Below are 16,011 nucleotides of genomic sequence, written 5' to 3'. Positions count from 1 at the left end.
CGCGGCCTACTGCCGTGCGTCGCGGTCGCCCGGTTCCTCGCGCGCCACGATCGGTCCGGCGCGCAGCATCGCGACGCGCATCGCGACGCTGACGACCGCGAGCAGTGTCGCCGCCGCGATCGCGGCGATGGCGATCGGCACGTTGTGCGGCTCGCCGGTCAGCCGCTCCACCGCGATCCACGCCGCCGCCCACGCGATGGCCAACGGCATCGCGACCGTCCAGCCGCTGCGCGCCGAGACCGCGATCCCGGCGGCACAGACGCCGACGAGCGCCAGGACGCCGCCGCCGTCACCGGCCCAGCCGCCCAGGTGAAGGGTCTCGATCCACGCCGCCGCGTTCGCCACGCCGGCCGCCAGCCCCCACCCGAGGTGCGCGCCGGCCAGTCCGTGCAGCAGCAGGGCACCGAGCACGCTGGGACCCCGGCGGGTCACCACGGCCCCGCGGAACGCGCGGTATGCGGCGGCGACGAGGAGCCCCATGACGACGACCGTCGTCCACAACGGAAGCAGCTGCGCGGCGACGATCCACAGGCCTTCAAGTGCCGCGACGGCGGCGAGCCACCACCCGGCGGCGCGATGGCGCGGGTCGCGCCGCTGCGAGGGCAGCAGTTGCCAGACGGCATACGCCACGAGCCCCGCGTACAGCGGGGTCCAGATCAGGAACGCGGGCGAGGCCGGAGCAAGCAGCGAGCCGCTCGGCCCGAGGGCGCCGGCCTGCGTCTCGGCGATCGCGCGGCCGTTCACGGCACCGGAGCCCAGGAACCCGCCGGCGATGGCGGCGGCGACGGCGATCGGCACGACCGCCTGCCGCAGCCCATCGCGGTGTCGCGTGTGCCGCGCGGAAGGAGCGGAAACCGGGTGCGGATCGCTCACGTCGGCCTGCCTCGCCTTCTCGAGATGGTGCATGCCTCCACTCTCGACACCGGCCGGACCCTTCGACAGGGGCTTGCCCTCCCCCGCGCGATGTGCGTTATGCCGGCGTCAGCGGCCGCGCAGCGTCGCGATCCGCTCCCGCAGGTATGCGTCCAACGGCATGAGCGCCCCGCCCGCCGTCCAGCGCACAAGGAGCGCACCATCGCGCCAGAGGAGGGGGCCCGCCGAGCCGCCTGCGGCGACGACCGCGAGGTCGAGCGGGGAGTGATCGACGTTCACGGTTGTTCCCTCCGCGAAGCCCCCGCGCACGCACATCGCCGCCGCCGCCGCGCGCTGTCGCGCCGACTCCGCGGTGAACCCGCGTCGCCGCTCCGGCTTCGCTCGCAGCACCTCGCCGACCTCGAACACGGCCTCGTCCCCGATCAGGAGCACGCCCACTCGCCACGCCTCACCATCGGGAACGATCCGGGGGCGCGCACCCAGCCCGCGACGCAACCGGCCCGGCACCTCCAAGCGCCCGAGCGCCTCCCGCGGCACCGGGTCGAGCCGGCGGCGCGCGTTCTCGAACAGCGCGACGGGATCCACGCCTCCAGGCTACGGCGCCAGGGCCCGCTCGATGAGGGCGATCGCTGCACGCCCCGCGTCCGCGCGGTGCTCCGACGAGAACGCGGTGTGGAACGCGACCATGCTGACGGCGGTGGCGACGTCGTCCACGGTGATGGACGCGTCCACGCGTCCCGCCGCGCGCTCCCGCTCGAGGATCGCGGCGATAATGCGCTCCAAGCGCTGCGCGAGCGCCGGGGCGGCGGCGTCGGCGGTCGGCGCGAGCACCTCGAGCAGCGACGCCGACATGCGCGCCTGCGCCACGATGAGCTCGAGCAGTCCGCGCAGGTCGTGCGCCTGCGCCTCCAGCGCGGCGAGGTTCTCGTCGAACACCGCGATGGCGAGGGCGGTCTTGTCGGGGAAGTGCCGGTAGAGCGACGCCTGACCGACGCCGGCGCGCTTGGCCACCTGGCTGAACGGCACACCGAATCCCTGCTCGGCGAACAGCTCGCGCGCCGCCGCGATGAGGGCGCGGCGGTTGGCGGGGGCCGCGGCCGGTCCTCGGTTGGTCTTGGAGGGGTCGGACACGCGAACTAAACTAGTGCGCAACATCCGGACACACCTGTCCGGTTGCGTCGCCGCCCGGCGGCGCAACCCCTTCGGTCGACGGCGACCACCGACCCGCCGGCCGCGTATCGAAAGGACGCATCGCCATGAGCGACGCCGCAGCTGCCGCCCAGGGACCCCAGATGGCCCAGTGGGAGGAGACGATCACGCCCGGCCGGTTCGCCGATCGGACGGTCATCGTCACGGGCGCCGGCTCCGGGATCGGCCGCGCGACCGCGTCGCGCATCGCGCGCGAGGGCGGCAGGGTCGTCGCCGTCGACATGAACCGGGCCGGCCTCGACGGGCTCGCCGCGGAGTTCCCCGAGTTGGACGTCGTCACCGTCGTCGCCGACATCACGGACGACACCGCCATTGCCGCGGTCGTCGCGGCGGCCGGCGAGCGGGTCGACGGCCTCGCGAACGTGGCCGGGATCATGGACCGCATGCAGCCGGTGCACGAGATCGACCCCGCGCTGTGGGAGAAGGTCTTCGCCGTCAACGTCACGGGTTCGTTCAAGCTCATGAAGGCGGTGCTGCCCGGCATGCTGGAGCGCGGCGCCGGTTCGATCGTCAACGTGGCGAGCGAGGCCGGCCTGCGCGGCTCCGCCGCGGGGACGGCCTACACGGCGTCCAAGCACGCCGTCGTCGGCATGACCAAGAGCTCGGCGTACCTCTACGCGCTCACGGGCGTGCGGATCAACGCGGTCGCCCCTGGCGCGGTCGCCACGAACATCGAGAGCGCCTTCGCCAGCGAGTTCGCGGCGCCCCGCATCCAGCGCGGCATGGCGGCGATCCCTTCGATCGCGCAGGCCTCGCAGTTGGCCGCGTCGATCACGTTCCTGCTGACCGACGACGCCACCAACCTCAACGGTGTCATCCTGCCGTCGGACGGCGGCTGGTCGGCGGCCTGACGCCCGAACGACGAAGGCGCCCGCGCGATCCGCGGGCGCCTTCGTCGTTCCGGTCCTTCCGCCGTCGCGACGGGGGTTACAGCTCGTCCTCGTCGCGGCCGTCGTCGGCTCCGCCCTCGGGGTACGACGCCACCTCGGGGCGGCGCACGAGGAAGATGATGGACGCCGCCAGTCCGCCCCACACGAGCACGGCGGCGATGACGAAGAACAGGATCGCGATGCCGCTCATCGGGCGCCTCCCTTCAGGTTCAGCTGCGCGTTCGTCGGCCAGGCGTCGAACCGGTCGGGATCGTGGCGCCACCGCAGCTGCGGCAGCACGAGCGCGCCCACGAGCATGATGAGCACGGAACCCCAGCCGGCGACCCCGAGGTACCAGGTCGGGTACTCCTCGTAGCCGTTGACGAGCAGGTCGATGATCTTCGTGACGAGCATGTAGGTGAGCACCGCCGGCGCCAACACCGCGGTGAAGAACGTCCACAGGCGGCCCACGCGGAACGTCGACAGGGCGCTCAGATGCCCGGCGAGTTCGGGGCCGCGCCGCCGCATCCACAGCACGATGATCGACATCGCGATGGCGGAGCCGACGATGCCGAGGTTGTTCGCCCAGTTGTCGATCGTGTCCAGCGCCGTCAGGCCCGACGTCGACCCGAACAGGACCAGCGACACCACGGCGAGTACGCCGCCGAACCCGAGCACGGCCTGCATCCGGGTGAGGGCGAACTTGTCGCGCAACGCCGCGATGATCACCTCGAGGATCGAGATGAGCGAGGTCAGGCCCGCGAGCGTGAGCGAGCCGAAGAAGAGCGCGCCGACCCATGCGCCGCCGGGCATCTCGCTCACGATCGCGGGGAAGGTCATGAAGGCCAGGCCCACGCCCGTCAGCCCCTCGAGGTCGCCGACGTCCACGCCCTGCTGGAAGGCGAAGAAGCCGAGGGTTGCGAAGACGCCGATGCCCGCGAGGATCTCGAACGACGAGTTGCCGAAGGCCACTACGAGGCCCGCACCCGTCATGTTGGAGCGGCGCTTCCGGTACGAGGCGAACGTGATCATGATCCCGAACGCGACCGAGAGCGAGAAGAAGATCTGGCTGTAGGCGGCGATCCACACGTTCGGATCGGCGAGCGCGGCGAAATCGGGCGTGAAGAACTCGTTCAGGCCCTGGGACGCGCCGGGCAGCGTGAGCGCATAGATCACGATGACGACGAACGCGATGACGAGCAGCGGGATGAAGACGACGTTGGCTCGCTGCACGCCCTTCACCACGCCCGCGGCCAGGATGCCGAGCGTGACGACCCACATGATGGCGAGCGGAATCGCCACCGCCGGCACGTAGTCGAGCGTGAAGGGCTCGCCGGCCGCATGCAGGTAGTCACCCGTGAAGAAGCCCGTGGTGTCGTCGCCCCAGCGCAGATCCCACGAGAACACGAAGTAGCTGGAAGACCACGCCAGCACCGCCGTGTAGTACGTCGCGATGAAGACGCAGATGAGCACCTGGAACCAGCCCAGCCCCTCGCCCAGCTTGCCACCCAGGCGACGCAGCGCGAGCGGGGCGGAGCCCCGGAAGCGGTGCCCGATCGCGTAGTCCAGGAAGAGGATCGGGATGCCTGCCGTGACGAGCGCCACGAGGTAGGGGATGAGGAACGCCCCCCCTCCGGACTCGTACGCGACGCCCGGGAAGCGCCAGATGTTGCCCAGGCCGACCGCCGAGCCGAGGGCCGACAGGATGAATCCCACCTGTCCGGACCACTGCTCCCGCTCGGGGACGGCGGTGACTTCGCGCTGTGCTCGCGCCATGGTGCTCCTCGCTCGCGACGTTCGGGTCTCGGCCTGCGGCCGGTCACCGACAATACGCGGCAACGCGCGGGCAGGGGAACCCGACGCGCCTGCGCCCCGTTCGCGGCGCCGCTGTCAGGCCACCTGGCCGTCGCCGCCGTCGATCGCGCGAAGCGGACGGATGGGCGGGTGCGTGCCGTGGATCTCGCGGTGGATGCGCTCCATCCGCTCGTCGAGTTCGGCCGCCGTGATCGCCGCGTCCCTCAGGCTGTCGGTGAGGCGCACCGGCACCTGCCGGTCGTACTTGTAGTAGATCTTGTGCTCGAGGCTCGCCCAGAAGTCCATCGCGATGGTGCGGAACTGCACCTCCACGGGCACATGGACCGTGCCCGTGGACAGGAACACCGGCACCTCCACGATCGCATGCAGGCTCTTGTAGCCGTTCGGCTTGGGATGGGCGATGTAGTCCTTGACCTGAAGCACCGTGACATCGTCCTGCCCCGCGAGCAGCTCGAACAGGCGGTACACGTCGCTCACGAAGCTGCACGTCACGCGCACGCCGGCGATGTCGGTGATCTGCTGGCGGATCGAGTCGAAGTCCGGCTCGATGCCCTTGCGCATCACCTTGGTGAGGATCGAGTCGGGCGACTTGAGGCGGCACGAGACGTTCTCGATGGGGTTGTAGGCGTGCGTGTGCTCGAAGTCCTCGCGCAGGATGACCATCTTGGTCTCGATCTCGCGCATGCCGAAGCGATACTCCGACAGGAACCGGGCCAGGTCGTCGCGGATCTCCCGCGCGTGCGCCAGCGCCTCGTCGTCGAAGGCGAGCGCGTCCGCCGAATCGGTGGTCATGCCTTCACGCTATGCATCTCCGATACGCGTGTGCTGGGAGAAGGCTATGGTTTCCACCGCGGCGGATCCGCGGGCCGGAGCACGTCGTCGTGGACGCGCGGCGCCGACGGGGTACGGTTCTCTCATGGGCATCTTGTACTACGGCGGTTCGGCCATGCCGATCCACATCGAGGACCGGGCACTCGCGCATCTGAAGGTCGTGATCGTCGCGAAGCTGCGGCGCAACGAGAGCTTCACGGTGTCGTGGAAGCACCACGAATCCGAGCCGACGGGTCGCAGCACCATCTGGATCAACCCCTCGCTCCCGATCCGCTTCGTCTTCGACGACCCCGAGGCGCCGGAGCTGAACCGCGCCTGGATCGAGGAGCTGGCGCACTCCGCGAACGCGCTGGGAGGCATCACGCTGACCGAGGAGCACGTCGAATCGGCACCCGGCCACAGCTGAGCGCACACGAAAAGAGCGCCGACCCCCTCGGGGATCGGCGCTCTTTTTCGTGTCAGTCCTCGCCGTTGTGCGGGAACGTCGGCTCCGGCGGCTCCGGCGTGATCGTCAGCCCGTTGGGGCCGCTCGCCGCGAGCATGAGGTCATCGAGCCACGCCCGGTTCAGACGCGGAGCGCGACCGCCGGAGAAGTGGAACTGCATGGGAATGGAGGGGTGCAGCCAGAAACTGCGGCGCCCCTCGCCCTCGCCGAGCTTCGTGTCGAACATGAAGGGCTCGCCGCGGCGCAGCTTGTTCATGACAACGATTCGCAAGTGCGCGAGCGTGCGGTCATCGATCTCGACGCTTGTGGCCGCCGCGCCGTAAAGGAATCGTCCCATACGCAGACTCTAACGCGCCGCGGCTGGGAGCAATATCCTGGCGCGCCAGAAGGCCCGGGCCGTGCCCGGGTCCTCTGGCGCGCGATCTCAGATGCCCGTGACGCCGCCCTGGTCGCCGGACGTCTCCTGGGCGCCGTGGATCTCGCCGCGCCAGGCGCCGGTCTCCGATCCGCGCTCCTCGATGAACTCCTTAAAGCGCCGCAGGTCGGTGCGGGCCTGGGCGTCATCGATGCCGAGCGCGGCGCCGGCCTTCTCGATGAAGCCCTCGGGCTCCCACTCCATCTCAAGGCGGACGTGCGTGCCCTCGCCGTTGGGCGCGAACTCGACGCTGCCGCGATGGAAGGTGCCGTCTGTGCTCTGCCACGAGACGTGGCGGTCGGGCACCTGGTCGACGATGTCCGCGTAGAAGGAGTTCTCGTGCCCGGCGATACTCACGGTCCACCGCGTGCGGACGTCGTCGATCTGCTCGACCGACTTCACCGCCCCGAGGAACTCCGGGAACGACTCGAACTGCGTCCACTGGTCGTACACCTTGCGGATGGGCGCGTCGACGTCCACCTCCGCGCGAAGTGTGGTCGTGGCCATCTCGTGCCTCCTTAGCTTTCGGTGCTTGCGTGATGTCGTGACACCCACGCTAGGCACGGCAAAGTCCGCACACGACGGGCTTGACGCCGGGCGCCCTGACACGCAACATGCCTGCGCCGCGCGCGTGCGCTCCTGTCAAGCGGTTGAGGGTCCGCGCGCGGCCGCATGAAGATCGGGGCATGGAACGAGACCTTGATCGGCGACCGATGCGGTTCGCCTTCGGCGCCTGGATGACGATCGTCACGGTGGGCCTTGCCCTGATGCTCCTGATCCCCGCGCTGGGGAGGTGACGTCGATGCGCCACTTCGTCCGCGACGCGGGCCTGAGCCTGTTCTTTCTCGCGATCTTCCTCGCGACGGTCATCGGGCAGGCGTTCGCGGGGCTCGCGCAGAACAACGAGGAGCTGGTGCGGCACGGCCGGCCGGCCGAGGGTTTCTGGCAGTACGTGACATCGAGCGACTTCGTCGTCGACGTCGCCGAGAACTGGCAGAGCGAGTTCCTGCAGTTCTTCGTCTTCATCCTCGCCACCGTGTGGCTCGTGCAGCGCGGCTCGCCCGAGTCGAAGAAGCCGGGGGACGAGGGGCGAGGGTCCGACGAGGATCAGCGGGTCGGCGGACACGCCCTGCCCGAGTCGCCGCGATGGGCGAAGGTGGACGGCGCACGGCGCTGGCTGCTGGAGAACTCGATGCTCATCGTGATGGGCGCCGTCTTCGTGCTCTCGTGGTTGGCGCAGTCGCTCGCCGGCACCACCGTGGCCAACGAGGAGGCGGCTCTGCACGGCGAGCCGCCCATGACCTGGGTGGAGTACATCGCCACGCCCGAGTTCTGGAACCGCACGCTGCAGAACTGGCAGTCCGAGTTCCTTGCCGTGGGTTGCATGGTGGCGTTCTCGATCTATCTGCGCCAACGAGGGTCGGCCGAGGCCAAGCCGGTGGGCATGCCGCACCACGTGGCCGCCGAGGAATCGCAGTAGGCCCCACGCGAGGGGGCCCGGGTCGCGTCGATGCGCCCGGGCCCTCTGGTGATCGGGGGTCTCAGCCCTGCACGAGCTGCCGCAGCCGCTCCGAGAGCTCCTCGCTCGTGTGGATCTCCTGCTCGCGGTTCTCCTCGAGCAGCTTCACGGCGTCGGTGGCGCCCAGCGCGGTCAGCGGAGTGATGAGCGCCTCGTATGCCGCCATCTCGTAGTGCTCATTGCCGAGCGCGGCCGACAGCGTGACCTGATCGCGCAGGCCCTTCGCGCTGCGCGCGATGAGCGATTCGGCGTGCTTGCCGATGCCCTTCGTGACCGGCGAGGCCGCCGTCGACTCCGGCAGTTCCAGGATCTGGAACACCTTGCGCAGGTTCTCGATCTGCTGCTGCGTCTCGTCCGCGTGGTGGCGGAAGAGCTTCTTGATGTCGGCCGACTCGGCGGCCTCGGCGAGCTCGCCCAGCGCGGCGAGCGAGTCGTCCTCCATCGTGCGCGCAACGCGCAGCTGCATGCGGAGCAGGTCGTCCGGGGTCTCAAGCTGAAGCTGGCTCACAGTTCCTCCTTCACGTCGCGGATCCTCTGTCGGATCGCGGATCCTCGGTCGGATCGTTTTCGAGCGTATGAACGCGGGTGGACCGGACGCACGGGGATTGCCCCAGACCGGCCGCGCGGGATATATGCCGCGCGCGGGATGCTTCGTCTCCCCGCCATCCGGCCGTGCTCGCGAGGGCGCCGCTACGGGCCAACACTGCCTTTGTCAAGAGCTTCCGGGAGACTCACCCGGACACGTAAGTTCTTGCCCACCGCCCACTTCTCAGGGCGAGGGGATGACGAGGAGCGGTGACATGAACACCTCACGGAACAGGCGGCTGGCGGCTTTCGCGGCGATGGGCACGATCGGTCTTCTCGCGAGCGGCTGTGCCGTGGGGACGGGGGGCTCGGGCGGCGACGACGACGCCCAGTACGACTCCGGGGCCACGCTCGAGGGTGAGCTGTCGGTCATGGGATTCTCGGGCGTGGACGAGGTGGCCACCAGCCGCATGGATCTGGCCGAGCAGGAGCTGGGGGACGGCGTCGAGCTGCGTCTCATCGAGGGTGAGCTCGATCTGCAGCAGTTCCTGTCGACCGTCGCGACCGGCACCCCGCCCGACCTGATCTACGCCAACCGCGACCAGATCGGCTCGCTGGCCGCGCGCGACGCCATCCTTCCCCTCGACCGCTGCATCGAGGGCGAGGGCATCGACAGCTCCATGTACGTCGAGTCGGCGCTCGCACAGGTGACGCTCGAGGGACAGATCTACGGCATTCCCGAGTTCAACGTCGTGCAGGTGACCATGGCCAACGGCGACCTGCTGGACGCCGCCGGCCTCTCGATCGACGACGTGAACGGGTCGGACTGGGACGCGATGGCCGCGGCGAACGAGGCGCTGATGAAGCGCGGCGGCACCGGCCTCGAGGTGATCGGCGTCGACAGCAAGCTGCCGGAGTTCTTCCCGCTGTGGGCGAAGGCAGCCGGCGTCGACCTGCTGTCGGAGGATGGGCGCGAGGCCAACCTCGACGACCCCGAGGCTGTGCGGGCGCTGGAGTGGGCGGTGTCGATCTATGACGCACAGGGCGGCTTCGCCGATGTGAAGGCCTACCGCGACTCCGCCGACTTCTTCGGCGAGGGCAACCAGTTCGCCTCCGGGGTGCTCGGCGCGATGCCGATGGAGCAGTGGTACCTGAACGTCCTCGCCGATGTCTCGCCGGATGCGCCGGTCGCGTTCGACACGGTGCGCGACCACGAGGGTGAGCCGATCGCCTACGCGTCCGGCTCGGCGTGGGCGATCCCCGCCGGGGCGGAGAACCCCGAGGCCGCCTGCCGCTGGGCCCGCGTCATGACCTCGCTCGACGCGTGGGAGGCGGCGGCGCAGGCGCGCCTCGAGCTGCGCGAGGCGGAGGGCAAGCCCTTCACCGGCATCCTCACCGGCAACGCGGAGGCGGACGAGATGGTGCGCGGCATGGTCACGTCCGGCGGCGAGCCGTGGGACTCGGGCGTCGAGGCGATGTACGAGGCCAACGAGCACACGTTCTCCCTGCCGGCCAACCCCGCCGATGCCGAGTTCGACCAGGCGATGAACGACGCGGTCAACGCGGTGCTCACCGGCCAGTCCGAGCCGGCGGAGGCCCTCGCGGAGGCCCAGCAGGTCGCGCAGGAAGCGCTCGACGAGGCCTGGGCGAGGGTTGAGGGCGGGGAATGACGCGGCGAGAGTCGCTCGCTGCCTTCGGCTTCCTCAGCCCCTGGCTGATCGGCTTCGCGGTCTTCACGGCCTGGCCGATCATCTACAGCGGCTATCTGTCGCTGACCGATTACGACGTCATCAACGACCCGAACTTCGTCGGCTTCCACAACTACCAGGAGCTGTTCGAGGATCCGAAGGTGTCGTTGGCGCTCGCCAACACGCTCGTTTTCACGGCGCTGCAGGTGCCGCTGTACGTGGCCGTGTCCCTCGCCCTCGCCCTGCTGCTGAACCGGGCGGGGCGGGCCTCCGGCTTCTTCCGCACGGTGTTCTTCCTGCCGAAGATGACGCCGCCGGTGGCGGTGGGCATTCTCTTCCTGCTGCTGTTCAACGGGCAGAACGGCGTCATCAACGGGGCGCTCGGGGCGGTGGGCATCGACGGCCCGTCGTGGACCACCGACCCCGGATGGGTGAAGCCCGGCCTCGTCATCATGAGCCTGTGGACCGTCGGATCGTCCGTGCTGATCCTGCTCGCCGCCTTGCGCGGGGTGCCGGAGGAACTGTACGAGTCGGCCACGCTCGACGGAGCGGGCGCGTGGCGCCGGTTCGTGAGCGTGACGCTTCCGATGATCAGCCCCGCCGTGTTCTTCATCGTCGTCGTCAACACCATCAGCGGCCTGCAGACCTTCGATGAGGCGTACACCGCCTTCTTCGGAGCGGGCAACTCCACGTACAGCAACGACGCGGCGCTGTTCTATGTGATCTACCTGTTCCAGCAGGCGTTCGAGTTCCTGCACATGGGCTATGCCTCGGCGATGGCCTGGGTGCTGTTCGTCGTGATCATGGCGATCACCGCCGTGCAGATGGTGCTCTCGCGTCGACTGGTGCACTACGAGGGGGCGGCACAGTGAGCGCGCTGACCGAGCGGGTACCTCTGGCCGCGACGACCGACACGGAGGCGGCGGGGACGATCGCGACCTCGCGCCGTGCCCCGTCGCGCCGACGCCGCACCCGCATCGGGCGCATCGTCTCACTCGTGCTGCTGACCATCGTGGGGCTCATCTTCCTCTACCCCTTCGTCTGGCTCGTCAGCGCGTCGTTCAAGCCTCGCGGCGAGGTGTTCGACAACCGGCTCATTCCGGAGACCTTCACCTTCGACAACTACGTCGCGGTGTGGCAGGAGGCCCCCCTGGCGGTGTGGCTGCTCAACACCGTGATCGTGACGGTCCTGGCGGCGACGGCTGTGACCCTGTCGAGCGCGATGGTGGCGTGGGGCTTCGCGCACTTCCGGTTCCGCGGGCGCGGGGTGCTCTTCTCGCTCGTGCTCGGTTCGATGATGCTGCCGGGCGCGGTCACCATGATCCCGACGTTCCTCATCTGGAACTCGCTCGGCCAGGTCGGCACCCTCACGCCGATGTGGGCGCACAACCTCTTCGGCAGCGCGTTCTACATCTTCCTGATGCGGCAGTTCATGATGACGCTGCCCCGCGAGCTGTTCGACGCGGCACGCGTCGACGGCGCCAACGCCTGGCAGGTGTTCTGGCGAATCGCGCTGCCGCTCAGCCGACCGGTGATCGCCGTGACGCTCGTGTTCGAGGTGCAGGCCGTGTGGACCGACCTCATGCGCGGCCTCATCTATCTGCGCGACTCCGCCACGTTCACGGTGCCGCGAGGACTGAAGTCGCTGGTGGACGCCTTCGGTTTCGGGGGCGAGTGGCACTGGGAGATCCTCGTCACCGCGAGCGTGGTGACGACGGTGCCGATGATCGTGCTGTTCTTCATCGGGCAGCGGCACATCATCCAGGGCGTCGCGACGACCGGGTTGAAGGGCTGACCTCGGGGTCCTCGCGGGTGACGAAGGCCGGTTCCCCGGATCGCCGCCCTGCGTTCCCCGAGGAGGAGTCGATCTCTCCGTGACAGCCGACGCTGTCAACCCCCTCACGGGGCACGCGCGTCGGCGCGATCCTGAACGAAGGAAGAGGAGGCGACCATGAGCGAGAACGACGTGACGAGCGGCAAGCCGAGCCAGGCCGAGGGCGAAGACCCGGAGCGCACGAGCACCGGTGACGCGCCGGAGACGGACGGCCACCCCTCTCAGGCCGAAGGCGAGGACGACGAGGACGCGTGATCCGTCGGAGGCGGCGCGGCGTGAGCACAAGGCCAACGCCGCGCCGCCTCTTTCGTGCGTCCATGCGGGCACCGGGCGCCCGAGGGTCCCTCTCGTGCCCTCAGCGGCCGTCCTAGACTGAGCGCGATGAACGCGAGCGCAGAGTCCACAGCCACGCCCACCGTCCTGTTCGTGTGCGTGCACAACGCGGGACGCTCTCAGATGGCCGCCGGGTGGTTGCGCCACCTCGCGGGCGACCGGGTGGAGGTATTGAGCGCGGGCTCCGCCCCGAAGGACCAGATCAATCCCGTGGCGGTGGAGGCGATGGGCGAGGTCGGCATCGACATCGCCGGTCACACCCCCCAGGTGCTCACGGTCGACGCCGTGAAGGAGTCCGACGTCGTCATCACCATGGGGTGCGGCGACGCCTGCCCGATCTTCCCCGGCAAGCGCTATGAGGACTGGGAGCTGCCCGACCCGGCCGGCCAGGGCATCGAGACGGTGCGCCCCATCCGCGACGAGATCCGCGCGCGGGTCGAGGCGCTCCTCGCGGAGATCGCCCCCGCCTGACTCGCCCTCGCCGGTCAGGACGGGGACTGCTCGGCGCTCTCCTGCACGGCGACGCTCGCACCGCCAGCCGTGGGGCGGCCGGCCGCGCGCAGCGAGGGGCGCAGGCCACCCATCCGCCCCAGCGGCGCGCCGATGTACAGGCCGAGCGTCGCGCCCGCGGCGAGCGCGATGCCGACCATGCCCGCCGTGATGAGCGACGACGTCGCGAACAGCACGTGCGTCGGGTCGCCGCCCGACTCGACGAGGCCGAGAAGACCGCGGAACACGGCGGCGCCGGGCACGAGCGGCACGATCGCCGCCGTGGTGATGGCGACCGAAGGCACGTGGAATCGCGGCGCGACGAGCGCGCCCACCAGACTGGCGACCAGTGCGCCGGCGAAGCTCGCAGATGCCTGGTCCAGGCCGGCCGCGCTCACGGCCGCGAAACCGCCCCACGCAAGTGCGCCGAGGAGCGCGCTGAACCCGACGATCCTCGCCCCGGAGCCATTGAACGCCGCGACGGCGACGGCCACGATCACCGAGCCGACGATCTGCGAGGCCAGCGGCCCCAGCGGCAGGGCCTCCGTCGGCGGCGCCATGCCGACGCCGAGCGCCCGCGCCAGCTCGAGCCCCACGACGATGCCGAGCACGACGCCGAGCGTCTGCAACGTGAGCTCCAGCAGGCGACCCCCCGCCGTGAGCGCGAACCCGTCGATCGCATCCTGCGCCGCTCCGACGACCGCGAGTCCGGCGAGCATGAGCACGATTCCGGACGAGACGACGATCGAGGCGCGCACATCGACGAAGGGCTCGATACCCGCCCGCGCCAGCATCGCCGTGAGCACGGTGAGCACCGTCAGCACGAAGGCGCCCGCGATCTGGCTGAAGAACAGGGGCACCTGCAGCTTGGCCAGCCCTGCCTGCGTGAGCGCGACGCCCAGGGCCGCGACGAACGTCACGGCGAGGATCGACCACGACGCACCGAACATCACGCCGACGCCGACGGCGAGCATGGCCTGCGCGAGCACGACCACGGCCGGGCGGTAGCGGAACGGCACGCGGCGGATCTGGTGGAAGCGGGCGCGCGCGGCGGAGAGCTCGAGCCCGCCCTCGATGTCGGCGACGAGCGCCTGCAGGCGCTGCAGCTTCGAGTGGTCGGGCACGGCCGCGCGCACCACGCGCATGATCGTGACAGGCCAGTCCTCGCCGTGCCGGTGATCCGACAGGGTGATCGAGTTGAAGGTGACGTCCACGTGCACGCTGCGCAGTCCGTACGCGCTCGTGATGCGCAGGGTGGCGAGCACGACCTCCTTGGCGGAGGCGCCGACCGACAGCATCGCCTCGCCCACCCGCATCGCGAGGTCCATGACCCGCAGCGCGAGCGCGTCGTCGACGATCGGGATCGCCTCGGTCGGTGCGCGCAGGGATTCGTCGCGATGGATCGCACGACGCACCGACTCGAGGACGCGACGACGAGCGCTTGCCATGCGTCCATCCTCCCCCAGCCGCTCGCGCCACGCGTCGGCCCGTCCGGTCGAAGCCGGCGCCATTCCTTTCGCGCAGGCGAAAGTCCGGCGATTCTTCTTCACGATCGGCCGGCGCAGGCTCGCAACACGCGGCGCATCCTGATGGCAGGACAAGAAGGGAGCACATCATGTCCATGACACTGAATCTCGTCGAGGACGACGACGCGCTGGACCACGTGGGACGCCCCTATTGGTTCGACCGTCACCCGTCGCAGGCCGAGGGCGAGGACGCCTGAGCCCCGACCCGCCACGCGAAGAGGCCCCGCCGGCTCCGGCGGGGCCTCTTCGCGTGCGGCGCGACCTACGCCGGCGACCCGGCGAGCACCTCCTCCTCGAGGCGGGCGTAGCTCGCCTCCATGCCGTCGACCATGCCGGTGCCGAGCACCGTCTCGCGCGTGGCGGCGTCCGGGTAGGTGATGAGGATCGACAGCAGCGTGCCGCCCTCGACCGGCGTGAGCGTCAGCTCGTTGCGCGACGGCTCCCCGGGCATGCCGATCATGGCCTCCGTGGTCACCTCGCGGTGCGGCGGCTCCGACTCCTGCAGCTCGCCCTCGAAGCCGAACCCGTCGGATCCGTCCTCGCGCGTCCACTCCTGCCGGTAACGGTCGCCCACGTCCTGTGCGATGTCGGCGACGGTCATGACCCAACCGTCCGGCCCCTTGAGCCAGCGCTTGACGAGCTCGGGATCGTGGTGCGCCTGCCACACCTGCTCGACGGTGCCGCGGATGACGCGCGTGACGCGCACCTGGTTGTCGCCGATGAGCTGCGCCGCTGCGGGAAGGTCGGCGGCGAAGGCGGCGAGGTCGGTCACGACGTCGTCGATCTGACTCATCGCGGCGCGCGTGCCCTCCTCCATGCCCATCTGGAGCAGCTCCTCGAGTGCCTCGAGCGAGGGGAAGGTCGTGACACTGACGAGGCGCGAACCCTGCTCCGATTCCTCGAACGAGAAGGTCATGAGCATGGTGGGCATGTCGGTGTTGAGGGATCCGTCCTCGCGCGCGAAGCCGTCGCGCACCGTGAACGAGCGCCCCTCGTCCACCGCCTCGAACTGCCAGATGCCGGCGGAACGCTCCCCGTCCGGGCCCGTCATGTAGTAGTGCGAGAATCCGCCGGGGTAGACGTCGTGGCGGGTGAACGTGGCGGGCCACTCCGGGGGACCCCAGAAGCGCTCGATCTGACGCGGGTCCACGTAGGCGTCCCAGAGCCGGCGCACCGGGACGGGGAAGTCGGCCGTGATGGTCATCGTGAGGGCGTCGAGGTCCTTCTCGACGGAGGTGAGGGGCATGATGTGCCTTTCGTGATGGATGAGGGGGGATCAGTCCTCGGCGAGCAGCGCATCCAGCTGTGTGATCCGGCTGCGCCAGATCTGCTCGTATCGCTCCAGCAGCGCCTGCGCGCGCCGGATGCGTTCGGGTTCGCCGCGAACGATGCGCTCGCGGCCGTGCGGGTGCTTGCTCACAAGTCCCGCTCCCTCCAGGACGGCGACGTGCTTCTGCACGGCAGCGAAGGACATGTCATAGGCGGCGGCGAGCTGCGACACCGTGGCCTCACCGGCGAGGGTGCGGCGCAGGATGTCGCGGCGCGTCGCGTCGGCGAGGGCCCGGAAGATGCGGTCCACCTCGTCGTCGGTCAGCTCCGTTTGTACAACCATTTGGTTGTAGATTAGCGCTGCTCGACGA

General features: G+C 69.9%; 20 protein-coding genes. 8 read left to right on the top strand and 12 right to left on the bottom strand.

From position 1 onward, the window contains the following. Nucleotides 1-6: 6 nt before the first annotated feature. The 3 genes from N8N77_RS11565 to N8N77_RS11555 all read right to left on the bottom strand — a co-directional run bounded on the left by N8N77_RS11565 (nucleotide 7) and on the right by N8N77_RS11555 (nucleotide 2,004). Entirely contained in the window at nucleotides 7-906 is a 900-nt protein-coding gene (locus N8N77_RS11565; protein ID WP_261167017.1) for a tryptophan-rich sensory protein, read from the bottom strand. Between the two features lie 75 nt (nucleotides 907-981). After that, nucleotides 982-1,458 (bottom strand): glutaminase, encoded by a 477-nt coding sequence (locus N8N77_RS11560; RefSeq protein ID WP_261167016.1) that lies wholly within the window; start codon nucleotides 1,456-1,458, stop codon nucleotides 982-984. 9 nt (nucleotides 1,459-1,467) lie between these two features. Next, nucleotides 1,468-2,004 (bottom strand): TetR/AcrR family transcriptional regulator, encoded by a 537-nt coding sequence (locus N8N77_RS11555; RefSeq protein WP_261167015.1) that lies wholly within the window; start codon nucleotides 2,002-2,004, stop codon nucleotides 1,468-1,470. Between the two features lie 125 nt (nucleotides 2,005-2,129). On the opposite strand from N8N77_RS11555, the gene N8N77_RS11550 reads away from it, so the two are divergent. Further along, the gene (locus N8N77_RS11550) at nucleotides 2,130-2,933 is read left to right on the top strand and encodes an SDR family NAD(P)-dependent oxidoreductase (RefSeq protein ID WP_261167014.1); all 804 of its coding nucleotides are present in this window, start codon (nucleotides 2,130-2,132) and stop codon (nucleotides 2,931-2,933) included. 76 nt (nucleotides 2,934-3,009) lie between these two features. Here N8N77_RS11550 and N8N77_RS11545 read toward each other — a convergent pair whose 3' ends face one another. From N8N77_RS11545 to N8N77_RS11535, 3 genes are all read right to left on the bottom strand, one after another. Further along, a complete protein-coding gene (locus tag N8N77_RS11545) occupies nucleotides 3,010-3,162 on the bottom strand; it encodes a methionine/alanine import family NSS transporter small subunit (RefSeq protein ID WP_261167013.1) in 153 nt (50 codons plus the stop codon). Continuing rightward, the gene (locus tag N8N77_RS11540; protein ID WP_261167012.1) at nucleotides 3,159-4,727 is read right to left on the bottom strand and encodes a sodium-dependent transporter; all 1,569 of its coding nucleotides are present in this window, start codon (nucleotides 4,725-4,727) and stop codon (nucleotides 3,159-3,161) included. Before N8N77_RS11540 ends, N8N77_RS11545 begins: the two co-directional genes overlap by 4 nt. A gap of 114 nt (nucleotides 4,728-4,841) precedes the next feature. Then, on the bottom strand, nucleotides 4,842-5,558 hold the full coding sequence (locus tag N8N77_RS11535; RefSeq protein ID WP_261167011.1) for a GTP pyrophosphokinase family protein: 717 nt from the start codon (nucleotides 5,556-5,558) through the stop codon (nucleotides 4,842-4,844). A gap of 124 nt (nucleotides 5,559-5,682) precedes the next feature. Between N8N77_RS11535 and N8N77_RS11530 the strand changes: the two genes are divergently transcribed. After that, nucleotides 5,683-6,003 (top strand): hypothetical protein, encoded by a 321-nt coding sequence (locus N8N77_RS11530; RefSeq protein ID WP_261167010.1) that lies wholly within the window; start codon nucleotides 5,683-5,685, stop codon nucleotides 6,001-6,003. Between the two features lie 52 nt (nucleotides 6,004-6,055). On the opposite strand, the gene N8N77_RS11525 is transcribed toward N8N77_RS11530, so the two are convergent. Next, entirely contained in the window at nucleotides 6,056-6,379 is a 324-nt protein-coding gene (locus tag N8N77_RS11525) for an ATP-dependent DNA ligase (RefSeq protein ID WP_261167009.1), read from the bottom strand. Between the two features lie 87 nt (nucleotides 6,380-6,466). Beyond that, nucleotides 6,467-6,964 (bottom strand): SRPBCC family protein, encoded by a 498-nt coding sequence (locus tag N8N77_RS11520; RefSeq protein WP_261167008.1) that lies wholly within the window; start codon nucleotides 6,962-6,964, stop codon nucleotides 6,467-6,469. Between the two features lie 295 nt (nucleotides 6,965-7,259). Between N8N77_RS11520 and N8N77_RS11515 the strand changes: the two genes are divergently transcribed. Then, on the top strand, nucleotides 7,260-7,937 hold the full coding sequence (locus N8N77_RS11515) for a DUF6766 family protein (protein ID WP_261167007.1): 678 nt from the start codon (nucleotides 7,260-7,262) through the stop codon (nucleotides 7,935-7,937). Between the two features lie 61 nt (nucleotides 7,938-7,998). On the opposite strand, the gene N8N77_RS11510 is transcribed toward N8N77_RS11515, so the two are convergent. Then, nucleotides 7,999-8,484 (bottom strand): ferritin-like domain-containing protein, encoded by a 486-nt coding sequence (locus N8N77_RS11510; protein ID WP_261167006.1) that lies wholly within the window; start codon nucleotides 8,482-8,484, stop codon nucleotides 7,999-8,001. Nucleotides 8,485-8,776: 292 nt separating this feature from the next. On the opposite strand from N8N77_RS11510, the gene N8N77_RS11505 reads away from it, so the two are divergent. From N8N77_RS11505 to N8N77_RS11485, 5 genes are all read left to right on the top strand, one after another. Next, nucleotides 8,777-10,171: an ABC transporter substrate-binding protein gene (locus N8N77_RS11505; RefSeq protein WP_261167005.1), complete on the top strand. Its 1,395-nt coding sequence runs from the start codon at nucleotides 8,777-8,779 to the stop codon at nucleotides 10,169-10,171. Further along, on the top strand, nucleotides 10,168-11,061 hold the full coding sequence (locus N8N77_RS11500; RefSeq protein ID WP_261167004.1) for a carbohydrate ABC transporter permease: 894 nt from the start codon (nucleotides 10,168-10,170) through the stop codon (nucleotides 11,059-11,061). Before N8N77_RS11505 ends, N8N77_RS11500 begins: the two co-directional genes overlap by 4 nt. Continuing rightward, nucleotides 11,058-11,984, top strand: coding sequence for a carbohydrate ABC transporter permease (locus tag N8N77_RS11495; protein ID WP_314732528.1), 927 nt, complete (start codon nucleotides 11,058-11,060; stop codon nucleotides 11,982-11,984). Before N8N77_RS11500 ends, N8N77_RS11495 begins: the two co-directional genes overlap by 4 nt. Nucleotides 11,985-12,140: 156 nt before the next feature. Continuing rightward, nucleotides 12,141-12,278: a hypothetical protein gene (locus N8N77_RS11490; protein WP_261167003.1), complete on the top strand. Its 138-nt coding sequence runs from the start codon at nucleotides 12,141-12,143 to the stop codon at nucleotides 12,276-12,278. A 126-nt stretch (nucleotides 12,279-12,404) separates the two neighbouring features. Next, the gene (locus tag N8N77_RS11485) at nucleotides 12,405-12,827 is read left to right on the top strand and encodes an arsenate reductase ArsC (RefSeq protein WP_261167002.1); all 423 of its coding nucleotides are present in this window, start codon (nucleotides 12,405-12,407) and stop codon (nucleotides 12,825-12,827) included. A 14-nt stretch (nucleotides 12,828-12,841) separates the two neighbouring features. Here N8N77_RS11485 and N8N77_RS11480 read toward each other — a convergent pair whose 3' ends face one another. The 3 genes from N8N77_RS11480 to N8N77_RS11470 form a co-directional block, all read right to left on the bottom strand. Next, nucleotides 12,842-14,293, bottom strand: a complete 1,452-nt coding sequence (locus N8N77_RS11480) for a threonine/serine exporter ThrE family protein (protein WP_261167001.1) — start codon at nucleotides 14,291-14,293, stop codon at nucleotides 12,842-12,844. Between the two features lie 340 nt (nucleotides 14,294-14,633). Next, the gene (locus tag N8N77_RS11475) at nucleotides 14,634-15,617 is read right to left on the bottom strand and encodes an SRPBCC family protein (protein ID WP_261167000.1); all 984 of its coding nucleotides are present in this window, start codon (nucleotides 15,615-15,617) and stop codon (nucleotides 14,634-14,636) included. A 30-nt stretch (nucleotides 15,618-15,647) separates the two neighbouring features. After that, nucleotides 15,648-15,983 (bottom strand): helix-turn-helix transcriptional regulator, encoded by a 336-nt coding sequence (locus N8N77_RS11470; protein WP_261166999.1) that lies wholly within the window; start codon nucleotides 15,981-15,983, stop codon nucleotides 15,648-15,650. Between the last annotated feature and the right edge of the window lie 28 nt (nucleotides 15,984-16,011).

The sequence above is a fragment of the Microbacterium sp. Marseille-Q6965 genome, assembly GCF_946151065.1.
Taxonomy (GTDB): Bacteria; Actinomycetota; Actinomycetes; order Actinomycetales; family Microbacteriaceae; genus Microbacterium.
The sequence above is the reverse complement of the archived record's forward strand: the minus strand, read 5'-3'. Positions and strand labels throughout refer to the sequence as shown.